13 protein-coding genes are annotated in these 15,988 nt (G+C 44.9%); 9 read left to right on the forward strand and 4 right to left on the reverse strand.

What is annotated here, in order from left to right; all coding sequences use genetic code 11:
* The first annotated feature begins 43 nt into the window (after nt 1–43).
* From lolC to lolE, 3 genes are read left to right on the forward strand one after another with little or no spacing between them, the layout of a single operon-like run.
* On the forward strand, nt 44–1,252 hold the full coding sequence (lolC, locus tag ACRQQK_RS04000) for a lipoprotein-releasing ABC transporter permease subunit LolC (RefSeq protein WP_457510146.1): 1,209 nt from the start codon (nt 44–46) through the stop codon (nt 1,250–1,252).
* Nucleotides 1,245–1,931 (forward strand): lipoprotein-releasing ABC transporter ATP-binding protein LolD, encoded by a 687-nt coding sequence (gene lolD / locus ACRQQK_RS04005; protein WP_102953892.1) that lies wholly within the window; start codon nt 1,245–1,247, stop codon nt 1,929–1,931. Before lolC ends, lolD begins: the two co-directional genes overlap by 8 nt.
* A complete protein-coding gene (lolE, locus tag ACRQQK_RS04010; protein WP_042486715.1) occupies nt 1,931–3,175 on the forward strand; it encodes a lipoprotein-releasing ABC transporter permease subunit LolE in 1,245 nt (414 codons plus the stop codon). The genes lolD and lolE overlap by 1 nt, the downstream gene beginning before the upstream one ends.
* A gap of 147 nt (nt 3,176–3,322) precedes the next feature.
* Here lolE and ACRQQK_RS04015 read toward each other — a convergent pair whose 3' ends face one another.
* Nucleotides 3,323–3,838 (reverse strand): DUF2062 domain-containing protein, encoded by a 516-nt coding sequence (locus tag ACRQQK_RS04015; protein ID WP_457510147.1) that lies wholly within the window; start codon nt 3,836–3,838, stop codon nt 3,323–3,325.
* Between the two features lie 8 nt (nt 3,839–3,846).
* Here ACRQQK_RS04015 and ACRQQK_RS04020 point away from each other — a divergent pair, with 8 nt between their 5' ends.
* Genes ACRQQK_RS04020 through kdsB form a run of 5 tightly spaced genes read left to right on the forward strand, consistent with a single transcriptional unit; the run spans nt 3,847 to nt 9,803 of the window.
* Entirely contained in the window at nt 3,847–6,090 is a 2,244-nt protein-coding gene (locus ACRQQK_RS04020; protein WP_457510148.1) for a DNA internalization-related competence protein ComEC/Rec2, read from the forward strand.
* 32 nt (nt 6,091–6,122) lie between these two features.
* On the forward strand, nt 6,123–7,871 hold the full coding sequence (gene msbA / locus ACRQQK_RS04025) for a lipid A ABC transporter ATP-binding protein/permease MsbA (protein WP_457510170.1): 1,749 nt from the start codon (nt 6,123–6,125) through the stop codon (nt 7,869–7,871).
* A gap of 9 nt (nt 7,872–7,880) precedes the next feature.
* Complete coding sequence (gene lpxK / locus ACRQQK_RS04030) at nt 7,881–8,888, forward strand: tetraacyldisaccharide 4'-kinase (RefSeq protein WP_457510149.1); 1,008 nt, start codon at nt 7,881–7,883, stop codon at nt 8,886–8,888.
* Nucleotides 8,869–9,048, forward strand: a complete 180-nt coding sequence (locus ACRQQK_RS04035; protein WP_102940655.1) for a Trm112 family protein — start codon at nt 8,869–8,871, stop codon at nt 9,046–9,048. The genes lpxK and ACRQQK_RS04035 overlap by 20 nt, the downstream gene beginning before the upstream one ends.
* Nucleotides 9,048–9,803, forward strand: a complete 756-nt coding sequence (gene kdsB / locus ACRQQK_RS04040; RefSeq protein WP_457510150.1) for a 3-deoxy-manno-octulosonate cytidylyltransferase — start codon at nt 9,048–9,050, stop codon at nt 9,801–9,803. Before ACRQQK_RS04035 ends, kdsB begins: the two co-directional genes overlap by 1 nt.
* Before the next feature lie 157 nt (nt 9,804–9,960).
* Here kdsB and ACRQQK_RS04045 read toward each other — a convergent pair whose 3' ends face one another.
* The 3 genes from ACRQQK_RS04045 to ACRQQK_RS04055 form a co-directional block, all read right to left on the reverse strand.
* The gene (locus tag ACRQQK_RS04045) at nt 9,961–11,517 is read right to left on the reverse strand and encodes a SpoVR family protein (protein ID WP_457510151.1); all 1,557 of its coding nucleotides are present in this window, start codon (nt 11,515–11,517) and stop codon (nt 9,961–9,963) included.
* Nucleotides 11,518–11,528: 11 nt separating this feature from the next.
* The gene (locus ACRQQK_RS04050; RefSeq protein WP_457510152.1) at nt 11,529–12,800 is read right to left on the reverse strand and encodes a YeaH/YhbH family protein; all 1,272 of its coding nucleotides are present in this window, start codon (nt 12,798–12,800) and stop codon (nt 11,529–11,531) included.
* A 122-nt stretch (nt 12,801–12,922) separates the two neighbouring features.
* Nucleotides 12,923–14,857: a PrkA family serine protein kinase gene (locus tag ACRQQK_RS04055; RefSeq protein WP_457510153.1), complete on the reverse strand. Its 1,935-nt coding sequence runs from the start codon at nt 14,855–14,857 to the stop codon at nt 12,923–12,925.
* Between the two features lie 326 nt (nt 14,858–15,183).
* Between ACRQQK_RS04055 and ACRQQK_RS04060 the strand changes: the two genes are divergently transcribed.
* Nucleotides 15,184–15,936: a MipA/OmpV family protein gene (locus tag ACRQQK_RS04060; RefSeq protein ID WP_457510171.1), complete on the forward strand. Its 753-nt coding sequence runs from the start codon at nt 15,184–15,186 to the stop codon at nt 15,934–15,936.
* Nucleotides 15,937–15,988 lie beyond the last annotated feature (52 nt).

Consider the following 15,988-nt stretch of genomic DNA (forward strand, 5'->3'; position numbering starts at 1 on the left):
TTTATAGTTACAGTATCGGCATCTTATTTTATTGGTTTTTATTATGTTTCATCCGATATCGACCTTTATCGGCCTGCGTTATCTCAGAGGACGCTCCGGTGATAGGTTCAGTCGATTCGTGTCTTATATGTCTACTGCTGGTATTACGATAGGCGTGATGTCTCTGGTTACCGTTCTTTCCGTCATGAATGGTTTTGAAGCTCAGCTTAAAAGTCGCATTCTTGGCGTTTTGCCACAAGCGGTTGTTTCTCAAGCTCAAGATAAAACGACGCTAACAGCACAAGCACCTGAATTTATTACTCAGCTATCCACTCAGCGTAGCCCTGAACCCATCGTTCGTAGCGAAGCGGTCATACAGAGCCCTTCTCAATTAGCTGCGGGGCTCATGGTCGGGATTGAGCCTAGTGACAAAGATCCAATTATGGATTATCTGATTGCTGGAAGTCTTTCGGCGCTTAAAGCGGGAGAGTACCAAGTGTTTTTGGGCCATACATTGGCTCGCAATCTCAACGTATCACTGCACGATAAAGTCAGATTAATGGTCACCAGAGCCAGTCAGTTCACACCTCTGGGGCGTATTCCAAGCCAGCGCAATTTTACTGTTGCGGGAATTTTTAACACTGGTTCCGATGTTGACGGGCAATTAATGATTACCCATATCAGTGACGCCGGAAAACTGCTGAGATTTAACCAAGACACGGTATCTGGATGGCGTTTGTTTTTTGAAGACCCATTTGTCGTCGGTGAGCTTGCGAACACTAAGCTACCAGAAGGCTGGCATTGGACAGATTGGCGTGAGCAGCGTGGTGAACTTTTCCAAGCCGTAGGGATGGAAAAGAACATGATGGGCTTAATGCTTGGACTGATTGTCGGTGTTGCGGCTTTTAATATTATTTCTGCCCTGATTATGGTGGTGATGGAGAAACAGGCCGAAGTTGCGATTTTGAAAACACAGGGCATGACAGACCGCCAAGTGTTGGCAATTTTCATGGTTCAAGGAGCCAGCAGTGGTGTGATTGGTGCCATCGTAGGTGGAACTTTAGGCGTATTGCTGGCGAGTAACCTGAATACCATTCTGGATAGTTTAGGTGTCGCCCTGTTCTCGCTGGGTGGCGAATTGCCAGTGGTGATCAATCCAACCCAAATTCTTATTGTGGTGATATTGGCGATATGCCTGAGTCTTTTAGCGACTTTATTCCCGTCTTACCGTGCATCATCTGTTAAACCCGCTGAGGCTTTACGTTATGAATAACCTTTTACGTTGTCACCAAGTTTGCAAAACTTACCAAGAAGGCGAACTACAAACTCAGGTATTAAAAGGCGTCAGCTTCGATATTCAGCGTGGGGAACTGGTCTCAATTATCGGTTCTTCCGGCTCGGGTAAAAGTACTCTGTTACACATTCTCGGTGCGCTTGATGATGCATCCGAAGGAAGTGTTGAGTTTCTTGGGCAAGATCTGACGAGTTTACATTCCAACAAGCAGGCGAAAATTCGCAACAAGCACCTGGGGTTTGTGTATCAGTTCCATCATTTATTGGCAGACTTCTCTGCACTGGAAAACGTGGCTATGCCGCTTCTCATTGGTGGAATGAAAGTTTCTGAAGCGAAAGCGGCGGCGCAAGCCTTGCTGGAGCGAGTAGGGCTGAGTCACCGTTTAGAGCATCGTCCTTCGGAATTGTCTGGTGGCGAACGTCAGCGTGTTGCGATTGCTCGAGCATTGGTCAACAAACCTGATCTCGTGTTGGCTGATGAACCAACGGGTAACTTGGACCACACAACGGCATTGTCTATTTATGATCTGATGCGTGAACTGAACAGAGAATCGGGAACCGCTTTCCTAGTCGTAACCCATGACGGAGAACTTGCGGCGAAAATGGATCGCCAGATGCACATGAAAGATGGATTGTTGCTTGATGTGGAGGAGGCGTAGTGTTCTCTTCACTATCAATGTTCATTGGCGGCCGTTTTAGTCGTGCAAAACAGCGTAATAAAATGGTTTCCTTTATTTCTCTTTCTTCAACCATCGGTATTGCGGTGGGTGTTGCTGTGATTATTATCGGTCTTTCTGCCATGAACGGCTTTGAGCGCGAATTGCAAAACAGAGTGCTGTCTGTAATCCCACACGGCGAGTTTGAAGGTGTCCGCCAGCCGATTAATAACTGGCAGGACATCGTTAAAAAAGCCAATGAAAATTCCGAAGTAGAGGCTGCTGCGCCTTATGTGAAGATGACTGCGTTGGCAGAAAAAGGCGCTCAGCTCAAAGCCATCGAAGTTCGAGGTATTGATCCTCAGATGGAGCGAGCGGTATCCAGCCTTTCTCAATATGTGACGGATAATGCATGGCAAGATTTTACACCTGGTCAGCAACAAGTGATTTTGGGCAAAGGTGTAGCCGATAAATTGGATGCTAAGGTTGGCGATTTCATCACCTTGATGATCCCTAGCTCTAACAGCGAAAACAGAGTTCAAGCACCAAAGCGGGTACGAGTAAAAATTGCAGGGCTTTTGGCCTTAAATGGACAAATTGATCACAGTCTGGCACTCCTGCCGATTGAAGACGCGCAGCAATATTCAAACTTGGGCGATGCGGTTACCGGTGTTTCTATCAAAGTGCGTAATGTGCTGGCAGCAACGAATGTGGTGCGAGAAGTAGGGACGACGCTAAATGAATACGTCTACCTTCGAAGCTGGCAACAGAAGTTCGGTTTCCTTTATCGCGATATACAAATGGTACGTAGCATCATGTATCTGGTGATGGTGCTAGTTATTGGTGTTGCCAGTTTCAACATCGTTTCGACACTGATGATGGCAGTAAAAGACAGAGCTGCAGAAATCGCGATTCTTCGCACCATGGGCGCGAGCGATGGTTTGGTTAAACGTATTTTTGTATGGCAAGGCGTGTTTTCTGGTGTGCTTGGCGGTGTTGTCGGCAGTGTGTTAGGCGTGCTGGTGGCTTTAAATCTCACACCTATGGTGAAAGCTCTAGAGTCATTGATTGGTCATCAATTTTTATCTGGAGATATCTACTTTGTGGACTTCTTACCGTCGCAAGTGATTGCCGGAGATGTTTTCTTAGTGTCAGGGACTGCAATTGCCTTAAGTTTGTTGGCAACTTGGTATCCAGCCTCAAGAGCGAGTAAGCTCAATCCGGCCTCTGTTCTGAGCAGCAAATAAAACGCCAGCGTTAGCGATTTTAGCTAGACGATGGAAAAGCAAAAAAGGACCGAAAGGTCCTTTTTCCATGTTCGCGCTACATTCATTTCATTGCTGAGCAATAAGCTCATCTCAAGTTAGAACGTCCGTTATTTTCTCTTTAGGTTTTCAGGTTATTTTCGTACGTCGTCTCTGCCAGCTTCTGACTACAGAGTAACGCCATAAGCCACGAATACCGAAATAGCCAACCACTGATGCCACAACCGCGCAAACCGCGCAACCTAACAGGAACGGTGGAGCAATAGTGCCCATTTGGTGTGTCAGAAAATCCCAAGACAGTTCAAAATGAAAATTCTGAGGAGGGATATTGAGTAACCAAGCACCAAGCTTATAGGCGATATAGAAGATGAATGGCATGGTTATCGGGTTTGTAATCCATACCAGAGCAACTGATAACGGCAGATTGACACCTAAAGCGATGGCTATACCCGCGGACATGATCATCTGACTTGGCAGTGGAACGAACGCCATGAAGAGGCCAACAGCAAACGCACCCGCTGCTGAACGTCGATTAAGACACCACAAGTTGGGGTTATATAGGACATTGCCAAAAATTTGTAATGCCTTTTGACGCTTAATAACGTCATGGTTAGGCATAAATTTTTTGATGAATTTTCTTGGCATAGGGAACCATGACTCTCTTATCGAAAAATTGGACGCTTGCTTCGTTTTCGCTCACTGTTTTGTCATCGCCCTATTGGCCTAACATGCCAGATTTGGGTTTTGCGCTATTTTGCCCACTTTTTATCATTCTTAGTGTTCGATTCACTAAGCTTAGAAGCTGGGGCGGGATTGTACTCGCTTTGCTCGTGATAATAACACATGGCAACGTAGTAAAAACTCAATCCAGTAGCATTTTTCAAGCAGGGCTGGATATTACCATAAAAGGAAAAGTTGACAGCTTTTTTAAACAAATAAGTTATGGATACGAAGGTTCTGTTGCCGTACATCAAATAAATGACCATGTTGTCACAACATGGATCTCTCCTCGTATTCGTTTAATATCACCTCTGCCGTTGCAAATTGGCGAACAATTTGAATTTGCTGTAAAAGTGAAACCTGTTGTTGGCAGGTTAAATGAAGTCGGATTTGATGCCGAATCCTACTCTTTAAGCCAAGGTTTGGTAGCTAGAGCATCGGTCGTTAACAATTCCCGCTTTCAGATTAGCTCCGGATTAAGTCTGAGAAACTGGATTTACGACACGGTTCAGAAGCAGATATCAAATAGCCCATTTAAGGGAATGATCACCGCCTTAATGTTCGGTGAGCGCTCTGGGTTAAGCCAAACAGATTGGATGCAACTGAGAAACAGCGGGTTGATTCATCTGGTGGCGATTTCAGGTCTACATATAGGCATTGCATTCGGGATAGGGTATGTACTTGGCCTAGGTGTATCGAGGCTCCATCCTGTATTCGTTTGGCTTCCTTTTATTTTGGGCGTATCCTTCGCGGTGAGCTATGCGTGGCTTGCCGGCTTTACGTTGCCCACGCAGAGAGCATTGATTATGTGTCTGCTCAATGTGCTGCTAATTGCCTTACGGATTCATGTATCTGTATCTCGGCGAATTTTACTTACGTTAGCGGCAGTCTTGATGGTAGACCCGTTTGCTTCATTAGCAAGCAGTTTCTGGCTTTCGTTTATTGCTGTTTGTATCGTTATTTATCTCTGTTCAATCACCGCACAATGGAAACAGTGGTGGACGCGATTTATCGCAGGGCAGGTGATATTGGTGCTGATGATGGCACCTGTAAGTGCTTACTTCTTTGGTGGAGTAAGCTGGGTATCAACCCTGTTCAATATTGCTTTTATCCCTTGGTTCTCTTTTCTCATCATTCCTGTACTTTTTATTGCTGTGATTGGTACTTGCTTTGATTTTCCTTACAGCGACGGTTTGTGGCAACTCGTCGACTTTTCGTTTCAACCATTGGCGCATGCGCTTCCTTACGCGACTTCAGGTTGGATTGCCGTCAGTGAATGGCTGCTTCAGTTGATGCTGGTTTTGACCTTAGTTTGGCTACTACGGATGGTTTTAAGCCGCTTTAGCCAAATGTTGCTAGCGATAGTTCTGATCTCAACCTTGTTGTTTAGAACTCCGTCATATGACTGGCGGATGGATGTACTCGATGTTGGTCACGGTCTGGCTGTTTTGATCGAAAAAGACGGGAAAACCTTGCTTTACGATACAGGAAGCAGTTGGGAGAACGGTAGCTATGTTCGTTCTGTGATTGCACCGCTGCTTGCAAAACGGGGGACAGACACGATTGATGCAGTGATATACAGCCATTTTGATGATGATCATGCTGGTGGCAGAAAGGATGTCGACCAGCTACTTCTACCTCGCAATGTCTATACCAGTCAGCATATAAAAGACGCTTTGGCATGCGTGCGCGGTGAAGAGTGGCAGTGGCAAGGTCTGCATTTTTCTGTGCTATGGCCGCCAAAGCGAGTCGAGCGAGCCTTCAATCAGCATTCATGTGTAGTCCGCATTTCAGATATGAAGCATGCTCACAGCGTATTGCTTTCGGGGGATGTTACTGCTGTTGGTGAATGGTTACTGGCTAGAGATAATGCGATGTTGCAAAGTGATGTCATGATCGTTCCTCATCATGGCAGCAAAACGTCTTCTACAAAGGCATTTATTGAGCGTGTTTCACCCCAAATAGCGATTGCATCGTTAGATAAAATGAATCGATGGAATCTTCCTCACCCTGATATCGTCGAAAGGTACACCAGTTTGGGGTCTGAATGGTACGACACAGGAGAAAGCGGTCAGATAACTTTGCAATATAGAGCAGAAAGTCGTCACTTATCCGCTTTACGGCAAGATGGGATTCTCCCTTGGTATAGGCAGATGATGCGTAAAGAGGTAGAATGACGACCAATATTGAAATAAGAATAAGCACTTATATGTCACTGAATACCGACGAAACAACATGGCAAACATTTAAACGCTTGTGGACTTACATCCGCCTTTACAAAACAGGGCTATATGTCGCTGTCATTGCTTTAATTGTGAATGCCGTTTCTGATACCTACATGATTTCTCTACTGAAGCCTCTTCTTGATGAAGGTTTTGGTGACGTTGAATCTAATTTCTTACAAGTTATTCCGTTTATTATTCTTGGAGTGATGGCTGTTCGAGGCCTGAGTGGATTTGTTTCTTCCTACTGCCTAAGCTGGGTTTCCGGGAATGTGGTCATGCAAATGCGCCGCGCGATATTCCACCATTTCATGCACATGCCAGTCGCTTTCTTTGATAAAGAACCAACGGGTAGCTTATTGTCACGTATTACTTACGACTCTGAACAAGTTTCTGGTGCAACTAGCCGAGCTTTAGTCAGTATCGTGCGTGAAGGTGCAAGCATTATCGGTTTGCTCACACTGATGTTCTGGAACAGCTGGCAGCTTTCGTTAGTACTGATCGTTGTTGCCCCGATAGTTGCTATGGGTATCCGTTTCGTTTCTAAGCGTTTCCGCAAGATTTCTAAAAATATGCAAACCACGATGGGTGATGTTACATCGTCGGCAGAGCAGATGCTGAAAGGCCATAAAGTTGTATTGAGCTACGGTGGTCAGGCTGTAGAGCGCGAACGTTTTGATGAAGTGAGTAATCGCATGCGTCAGCAAACCATGAAGATGGTTGCGGCACAATCGATCGCTGATCCGGTGATTCAAATGATTGCGTCGTTAGCGTTAGTGACCGTGTTACTACTCGCCAGCAATGACAGCATTCGTGCTGAACTGACTCCGGGTACCTTTAGTGTGGTTTTCTCAGCGATGTTTGGTTTGATGCGTCCTTTAAAAGCGTTAACCAACGTGACATCAGAATTCCAACGCGGTATGGCGGCAAGTGCAACGCTGTTCAACCTTATGGATCTTGAAACCGAACGCGATAACGGTACTTTCGAAACGGACAAGGTACGTGGTGAGATTGCAGTGAAAGACGTGACTTTCACTTATTCTGGTAAAGAAAAACCTGCGCTATCACACGTGAGTTTTGGGATCCCTCAGGGTAAAACCGTGGCTCTGGTGGGGCGATCTGGTTCTGGTAAATCAACCATTGCTAACCTGTTTACACGTTTTTACGATGTGGACTCCGGTGTGATTGAGCTAGATGGCCACGACGTTCGTGATTTCAAACTAACGAACCTTCGTAAACACTTCGCTCTAGTGTCGCAGAACGTGCATTTATTCAACGACACCATTGCAAACAACATCGCTTATGCAGCAGAGGGTGAATACACCCGAGAGCAAATTGAAGAAGCTGCTCGTTTAGCACATGCGATGGAGTTTATTAATGGTATGCAGAATGGCCTAGATACCATTATTGGTGAGAACGGAACGAGCTTATCTGGTGGTCAGCGTCAGCGTATTGCTATTGCGCGTGCACTGCTGCGTGATGCCCCTGTGTTAATTCTGGATGAGGCAACATCAGCATTGGATACCGAATCTGAGCGTGCTATTCAAGCTGCGTTGGATGAGCTGCAAAAGAACAAAACCGTACTGGTGATTGCACACAGACTTTCTACCATCGAACAAGCAGATGAAATCTTGGTTGTTGATGAAGGTGAAATCATTGAACGCGGTAAACACGCTGAATTGATTGAAAAAGATGGTGCTTATGCACAGCTGCACCGAATTCAATTTGGTGAGTAGGTTCGAACTGTGATTGAAAAAATCTGGTTTCAACATCATCCGATTCGTTTTCTATTATGGCCACTTTTGTGGCCATTAAGCCTTGTGTTTAAAGCGATGAGCCAATCTCGCAGAAAGGCATTTCAATCAGGAAAAAAACAGAGTTACAAGGCACCAGTGCCTGTTGTTATCGTCGGTAATATTACCGCTGGTGGTAATGGTAAAACGCCTGTGGTTATCTGGTTGGTCGAAACGCTTCAGCGCTTAGGTTATAAACCCGGCGTGGTTTCTCGAGGATATGGAGCGAAAGCGCCTGCTTATCCTCTGATGGTCTCAGACAACACGTCGACAGCCCACTGTGGTGATGAACCCAAGCTTATCTATCAACGCACCAAAGCGCCTGTTGCGGTTGACCCCGTTCGCTCCAATGCTGTGAAAGCACTGCTGAAGGAAAGCATCGATATTATTATTACCGATGATGGCTTGCAGCATTACGCACTGGACCGTGATATTGAATTTGCAGTAGTTGATGGCGTGAGACGATTTGGCAACGAGAAGCTACTGCCTTTGGGCCCACTGCGTGAGCCTGTGTCACGTTTGAAAGAAGTGGATTTCACGATTACTAACGGCGGAGCGCCTCTCGCGGGTGAAGTAGCTATGACACTGCAACCTGATTTGGCGGTAAATATGATCACTGGAGAAAGAGTGCCTGTGAACACATTGTCAAACATCGTTGCTTGGGCGGGTATTGGTCATCCTCCACGCTTTTTTAATACCTTAAAAGAGCTAGGTGCTAAACCTGCAGTAGAACATGGATTCGCTGACCACCAAGACTTTGATTCCTCGCAGCTGTTTGCATTAGCAAAACGTGGGGATCATGTGGTTATGACAGAAAAAGACGCTGTAAAATGTGCTGCGTTTGCCAAAGAGAACTGGTGGTATCTACCAGTCTCTGCGCAGATCTCTTATCATGATGAGCAGCATATTGTGGAAACAATCAAAGAGGTTATGGAACAGTATGGATCACCGTCTGCTTGAAATCGTTGCTTGTCCTTTATGTAAAGGCAAGCTGACTTACGATAAAGATAAACAAGAACTCATTTGTAAATTTGACCGTCTTGCTTATCCAATCAAAGAGGGCATTCCTGTTCTCCTTGAACCGGAAGCTCGTACTATGTCAATGGACGAGGGACGATAATGTCATTTACCGTTGTTATTCCTGCTCGTTATCAGTCGACGCGTTTACCGGGTAAACCGCTCGCGGATATTGGTGGTAAACCTATGATCCAATGGGTTTATGAGCAGTCTCTTTTGGCGGGTGCTGAAAGAGTGATTATCGCAACTGACGATGCTCGCGTTGAACAGGCGGTTAAAGCGTTTGGCGGTACGGTGTGTATGACTTCTCCCGACCATCAGTCAGGCACTGAGCGTTTGGCTGAAGTGGTTGCATTAATGGGCATTGAAGATGACCACATCATAGTCAATGTGCAAGGTGATGAACCCCTGATTCCACCCGCTATTGTTCGTCAGGTTGCGGATAATTTGGCGGCGAGCAACGCTCCTATGGCAACACTGGCGGTTGAAATTGATCACGAAAGTGAAGTGTTCAACCCCAATGCAGTGAAAGTGGTGACAGATAAAGACGGCTACGCACTCTACTTCAGTCGTGCAACGATTCCATGGGATCGCGATAACTTTGCCTCTGAAGACAAAACCATAGTGCAGCCGTTAATGCGCCACATTGGTATCTACGCGTATCGTGCTGGTTTCATTAATACCTATATCAACTGGCAGCCTAGCCAGCTTGAGAAAATTGAATGTTTAGAGCAGCTACGCGTACTTTGGTATGGCGAGAAAATTCATGTTGCAGTCGCGCTGGAAGCGCCTCCTGCTGGTGTGGATACTCCTGAAGATTTGGAGTTAGTACGCAGTATTGTGGCAAAGCAGTCGTAGGCTAAAAGCAATCAGAATAAGAAAAGCCCCAGATGAGAGTCTGGGGCTTTGTTCGTTATATAGAACTATTTACTTTTACAACTACTTACTTTTACAACTACTTACTTTTTACAACTAATTGTTAGGTTAGATGTTTTAGTTGTCGCAACGATAATCACTATTCGTGATCACCTTTTTTAGGACAGGTTGCGAGGATTTCTCTTCTTCCAGTGTCTTTTACCTCCTCTAATTTGACTTCAAAACCCCATAGGCGATGCATGTGTTTAAGTACCTCCTCGTAGCTTGGGTCTAAAGGAATTCGGTCGTGGGGGACATATTGCAATGTAATTGAACGGTCTCCACGAACGTCGACGCTGAATACCTGGATGTTCGGTTCCAAGTTACTCAGATTATATTGAGCAGCGAGCTTCTCTCGTATCTGTTGATAGCCGCTGTCATTGTGGATGGCGGTGACTTCAATGAAGTTCTTCCTGTCGTCGTCTGTAATGGCGAACAGTTTGAAATCACGGATCAGTTTCGGTGACAAATATTGGCTGATAAAACTTTCATCTTTGAAGTTGTGCATTGCGAAATGTACCGCTTCTAACCAGTCTGATCCTGCCAGTTCAGGGAACCATTCGTAGTCTTCATCGGTTGGGTTTTCACAAATGCGTTTAATATCGGTAAACATGGCAAACCCTAACGCGTAAGGGTTGATGCCGCTGAAGTACCGACTGTTGTATGGTGGTTGCGCCACAACACTGGTGTGGCTGTGCAGAAACTCTAGGATAAACTTGTCAGACACTAGTCCTTCGTCATACAGGTGATTCAAAATGGTGTAGTGCCAGAACGTAGCCCAACCTTCATTCATTACCTGTGTTTGTTTTTGCGGATAGAAATACTGGCTAATTTTTCGCACGATACGGACGATTTCACGCTGCCAAGGCTCAAGTAACGGTGCGTGTTTTTCGATGAAATAGAGAATATTCTCTTGTGGTTCACTCGGGAAACGCAGTTGGTCGTCTTCCGCTCTCGCTTTCTGTGGAACGGTGCGCCAAAGGGCGTTCACCTGAGACTGTAAATACTCTTCACGTTCTTCTTGGCGCGCCTTTTCTTCGGCGATGGAAATTTTTTCTGGGCGTTTATATCTGTCGACTCCATAATTCATTAAGGCGTGGCATGAGTCTAATAGGCGTTCTACCTGATCAACACCATATTTTTCCTCACATCCGGCAATGTAATTTTTAGCAAACAGCAGATAGTCAATAATTGAACTTGCGTCGGTCCATGTTTGGAATAGGTAGTTTCCTTTAAAGAAAGAGTTATGTCCGTAACAGGCGTGTGCCATAACCAGTGCTTGCATGGTTACGGTGTTTTCTTCCATCAGGTAGGCAATACAAGGGTCGGAGTTGATTACGATCTCATACGCGAGCCCCATCTGCCCATGTTTATAGTTTTGTTCGGTATGGATAAACTTCTTACCAAATGACCAGTGATTGTAATTGATAGGCATACCAATGCTGGAATAGGCATCCATCATTTGTTCTGAGGTGATGACTTCAATTTGGTTCTCATAGGTATCAAGTTTATAAAACTCAGCGACACGTTTTATCTCTGTGTGGTACAGCTCAAGGATGTCAAAGGTCCAATCCGGTCCATCAGGCAGAGTTTTCGATTTGGTTGCGCGTTTCTTCGGCGCAGCATTTGACTTATTTTTTGTAGTATTGGTTGTCATACGCGCTCCCCCTATGCGGTTTCCTTTTGGAATAGTTCCCTAAAGACAGGGAAGATGTCCTCCACATTACGAATGTTCTTCATAGCAAAATTAGCAAAAGCGGGCTGTAGTTTTTCATACTCGTGCCATAAGGTTTGATGTGACCGACGGGTAATTTCGATATAGGCATAGTATTGACAATAAGGTAGCAGTTGTTTGGTGAGCAACTCTTTACAACGTGGCGAATCATCTGCCCAGTTATCACCATCGGAAGCTTGCGCACCGTAGATGTTCCATTCGCCGAGCGGGTATCGTTCTTCAATGATTTCATGCATCAGTTTTAGTGCACTGGAAACAATCGTGCCGCCGGTTTCTTGGGAGTAGAAGAACTCTTGTTCATCCACTTCTTTCGCTTGAGTATGGTGGCGGATGAAAACCACTTCGACATTTTTGTATGTGCGCGTTAGGAACAGATAGAGCAAGACATAAAAACGTTTTGCGATGTCTTTCGTTGCTTGGTCCATAGAGCCAGAGACGTCCATCAAACAGAACATAACCGCTTGGCTAGATGGGATAGGGCGTTTTTCATAATTTTTGAAACGCAAATCGAAGGTATCAATAAAAGGCACGCTCTCAATTTTGGCGCGAAGCTCTTCAATCTCTTGTTTAATGCGTTTTTCTTCCAGAAGTTTAGCTGGTTCAGCGGCTTTAATACGCTCTAACTCATCTTCCAGTTCTTTCATTAAACGACGTTTATTGGCGGTCATCGCCGTGCGGCGTGCCAATGATTGTTGTAACGAGCGAACAATAGCAATGTTAGAAGCAGAGCCCGCAGTCTGGTATCCAGCTCGATGGGTTTTCCACTCCGTTATCTTATTAATTTGGTTTTTTTCGAGATTGGGTAGTTCGAGGTCTTCGAACAGAATATCCAAATATTCGTCTTTGGAAATCTGGAATACAAATTCGTCCTCGCCTTCACCGTCTTGGCTGGCTTCTCCTTCGCCTGATCCGCCGCCTTGACCGCCTCCGCGAGGGCGTTCTATCTTGTCACCACGTGTGAATTGGTCATTGCCTGGGTGTACACGCTCACGCATGCCTCCCTGACCTTGATGAAAAATAGGCTCTTTGATGTCCTTATTTGGAATAGAGACATCTTCGCCAGTTTCTGTGTTCGTGATTGAACGGCGGTTTACCGCATCGGAAACCGACTCTTTAATCTGTTCTTTATAACGGCGTAAAAAGCGTTGTCGGTTCACTGCGCTTTTGTTCTTACCGTTTAATCGTCTATCGATGAATTGCGGCATGAGTCTTCCCCCGTATACGTCACCTGAATAACTCCCCCAACGAGGCATCCTTTGATTGGATGCCTGCTGAGTTGGATTTCAGATATACCCTTTACAACAAGTTCTTTGGGTACTGACAGTGTTTAAGAAGATTTACGCACGCGTAAATACCACTCAGACAACAGTCTCACTTGTTTTTCGGTATAACCTTTCTCCATCATGCGAGCGACAAAGTTGTCGTGCTTTTTCTGATCTTCAGAAGAGGTTTTCGCATTAAAGGAGATAACAGGTAGTAGTTCCTCAGTATTCGAGAACATTTTTTTCTCGATAACGGTGCGCAATTTTTCGTAGCTGGTCCAAGCTGGGTTGTTACCATTATTATTCGCACGTGCACGTAATACGAAGTTGACGATTTCATTCCGGAAATCCTTCGGATTACTGATCCCAGCGGTTTTTTCTATTTTCTCCAATTCTCCGTTGAGTGAAGCTCGGTCAAACAGTTGTCCAGTTTCCGGATCGCGGTATTCCTGATCCTGAATCCAGAAATCGGCATAAGTAACGTAGCGGTCGAAAATGTTTTGACCGTACTCAGAGTAGGACTCTAAATATGCGGTTTGAATCTCTTTACCGATGAACTCTACATAACGCGGTACTAAATAACCTTTTACGAACTCTAAGTAACGATCAGCCGTTTCTTGCGGGAACTGCTCACGCTCTACTTGTTGTTCAATTACATAGAATAGGTGTACAGGGTTTGCTGACACTTCACTGTGGTCGAAGTTGAATACGCGAGAGAGAATTTTGAACGCAAAACGAGTGGAAAGACCCGACATACCTTCATCGACACCTGCGTAGTCGCGATACTCTTGGTAGCTTTTCGCTTTTGGATCGGTGTCTTTGAGTGTTTCACCATCGTAAACCCGCATTTTTGAAAATAGCGATGAGTTTTCAGGAATTTTCAAACGAGAAAGTACGCTGAATTGAGCAAGCAAATCAAGTGTACTTGGTGCGCATGGAGCTTTGGAAAGCTCACTGTGCTCAAGCAGTTTTTGGTAAATTTTGACTTCTTCGGAAACTCGTAGACAGTATGGAACCTTGACAATGTAAACACGGTCTAGGAATGCCTCATTGTTTTTGTTGTTACGGAAAGCCTGCCATTCAGATTCGTTCGAGTGGGCGAGTATCATTCCGTCAAACGGTAAGGCTGAAAGACCTTCGGTACCGTTATAGTTTCCTTCCTGTGTCGCAGTAAGTAGAGGGTGAAGCACTTTGATAGGGGCTTTAAACATCTCTACGAATTCCATTAAACCTTGGTTCGCGCGACACAATGCGCCTGAGTAGCTATAAGCGTCAGGATCATCTTGAGAGAAATGTTCTAATTGACGAATATCGACTTTACCTACCAGTGAGGAAATATCTTGGTTGTTTTCATCACCCGGTTCGGTTTTCGCTATCGCGATTTGATCCAAGATTGAAGGGCGTACTTTAACCACTTTAAACTTGGTAATATCACCACCAAACTCATGTAATCGCTTGGCTGCCCAAGGTGACATGATGGATTTGATGTAGCGTTTTTCGATACCGTACTCTTGCTTTAGAAGTTCTCCGTCTTCGTTGACATCAAACAAACAGAACGGGTGATCGTTCACTGGACTGCGTTTGCCGTTAGCCGAAAGGACATAGATAGGCATCTGTTGCATCAGTGCTTTGAGTTTTTCAGCAAGAGAAGATTTACCCCCACCCACAGGGCCGAGTAAGTAAAGAATTTGTTTGCGTTCTTCTAAGCCTTGAGCGGCGTGTTTTAAGTAAGAAACGATTTGTTCTATGGCATCTTCCATACCGTAGAAGTCTTGGAAAGTTTTGTATCTGGAGATAACTCGGTTTGAAAAAATACGGCTTAATCGAGGGTGCTTTGAAGTATCTATCATCTCGGGTTCACCGATGGCGAGCAACAGACGTTCGGCTGCATTTGCGTATGCGCTTTTGTCTTCCTTACATAGATTTAAGAACTCTTGAATTGTTAGCTCTTCATCCTTGGCTGCTTCATAGCGTGCCTGAAAGTGGTCAAAAATACTCATAATAAGTCCCCTCTAATAATGTCACACAGACATCCAACCGCTTTAAAACATAAATACCTAACAAATTAAGACTAGTTTGCTATTCACGATTTTGCTTAGAGATTATGCATTTATTTCAAATTAGTGATGATAAAAAGAAATTTCGAAATTGATATTTGCAGAAGAAATGTTTTGTGCTTGTCGTGCGAAATGTGGTTCATGAATGAGACCTTTATAAGGTTTTAAAGGCTAAAAATCACAATAGTTCCCATGTTTATTGTCAATGGGAGTATAGGTTCGTATGATGTCTTTCAATGGATTGCATACCTATGGACATAACTATCACTATGAATAAGTTCTATTTTTCTGCGTTTGTTGCTTCCTCATTAACAATGGCACTTCCTGTTCAAGCTCAGCCTGATCAATGGTCGTTAGGCGTCGCAGCGGCGTATTCACCAGCGGTATATAAAGAAACACCATCTAATCAAACGGTTATTCCTGTTATCGGCTATGAAGGCGAACACCTGTTTCTACGTGGCTTCAGTGCGGGCTACCGAGTACTGCCGATGAGTTCTCCGCAAAACTTCGTTTTCAGATTGATCTATGATCCGAGAACACTCAAACCGGGAGACTCAGACAACGCGCAAATTCAAATGTTGGATAAGCGTTCTTCAACGATTTTAGGCGGTGTCAGCTATCAGTTGAGAACTCCGGTAGGTATGCTTGAAACCTCTGCGGCAACAGACATCGGTGATACACATAATGGTTTATATGCAGAAGTTGCATTGCGTTTCCCACTGCGCTTTAGTAACTGGGGAGTGACTCCGGGTATTGGTTATTCCTACAACTCAGATAAGTTAAATAACCATCTCTATGGTGTTTCTAGTGAAGAAGCGGCGCGCAGCGGATTGCCTGAATTTGAAGCGAAATGGGACGGTCAGTACTTTATTGGGGCGTCTGCCTACTGGAATATTATTGATACAGTAAGAGTGACGGGCAACGTTCGTTACACGAATCTGGAAGGCGATATAGAAAAAAGTCCAATAATAGAAAGTGGTATTAGTACTAGCGTTTCTTTTGGTATTGCTTACCTTTTCTAAGCCCGAATTTTAGATATAAATAAGGCGGGCAGAGCCCGCCTTATAGCATTTC

This window comes from Vibrio sp. C8 (assembly GCF_054051265.1).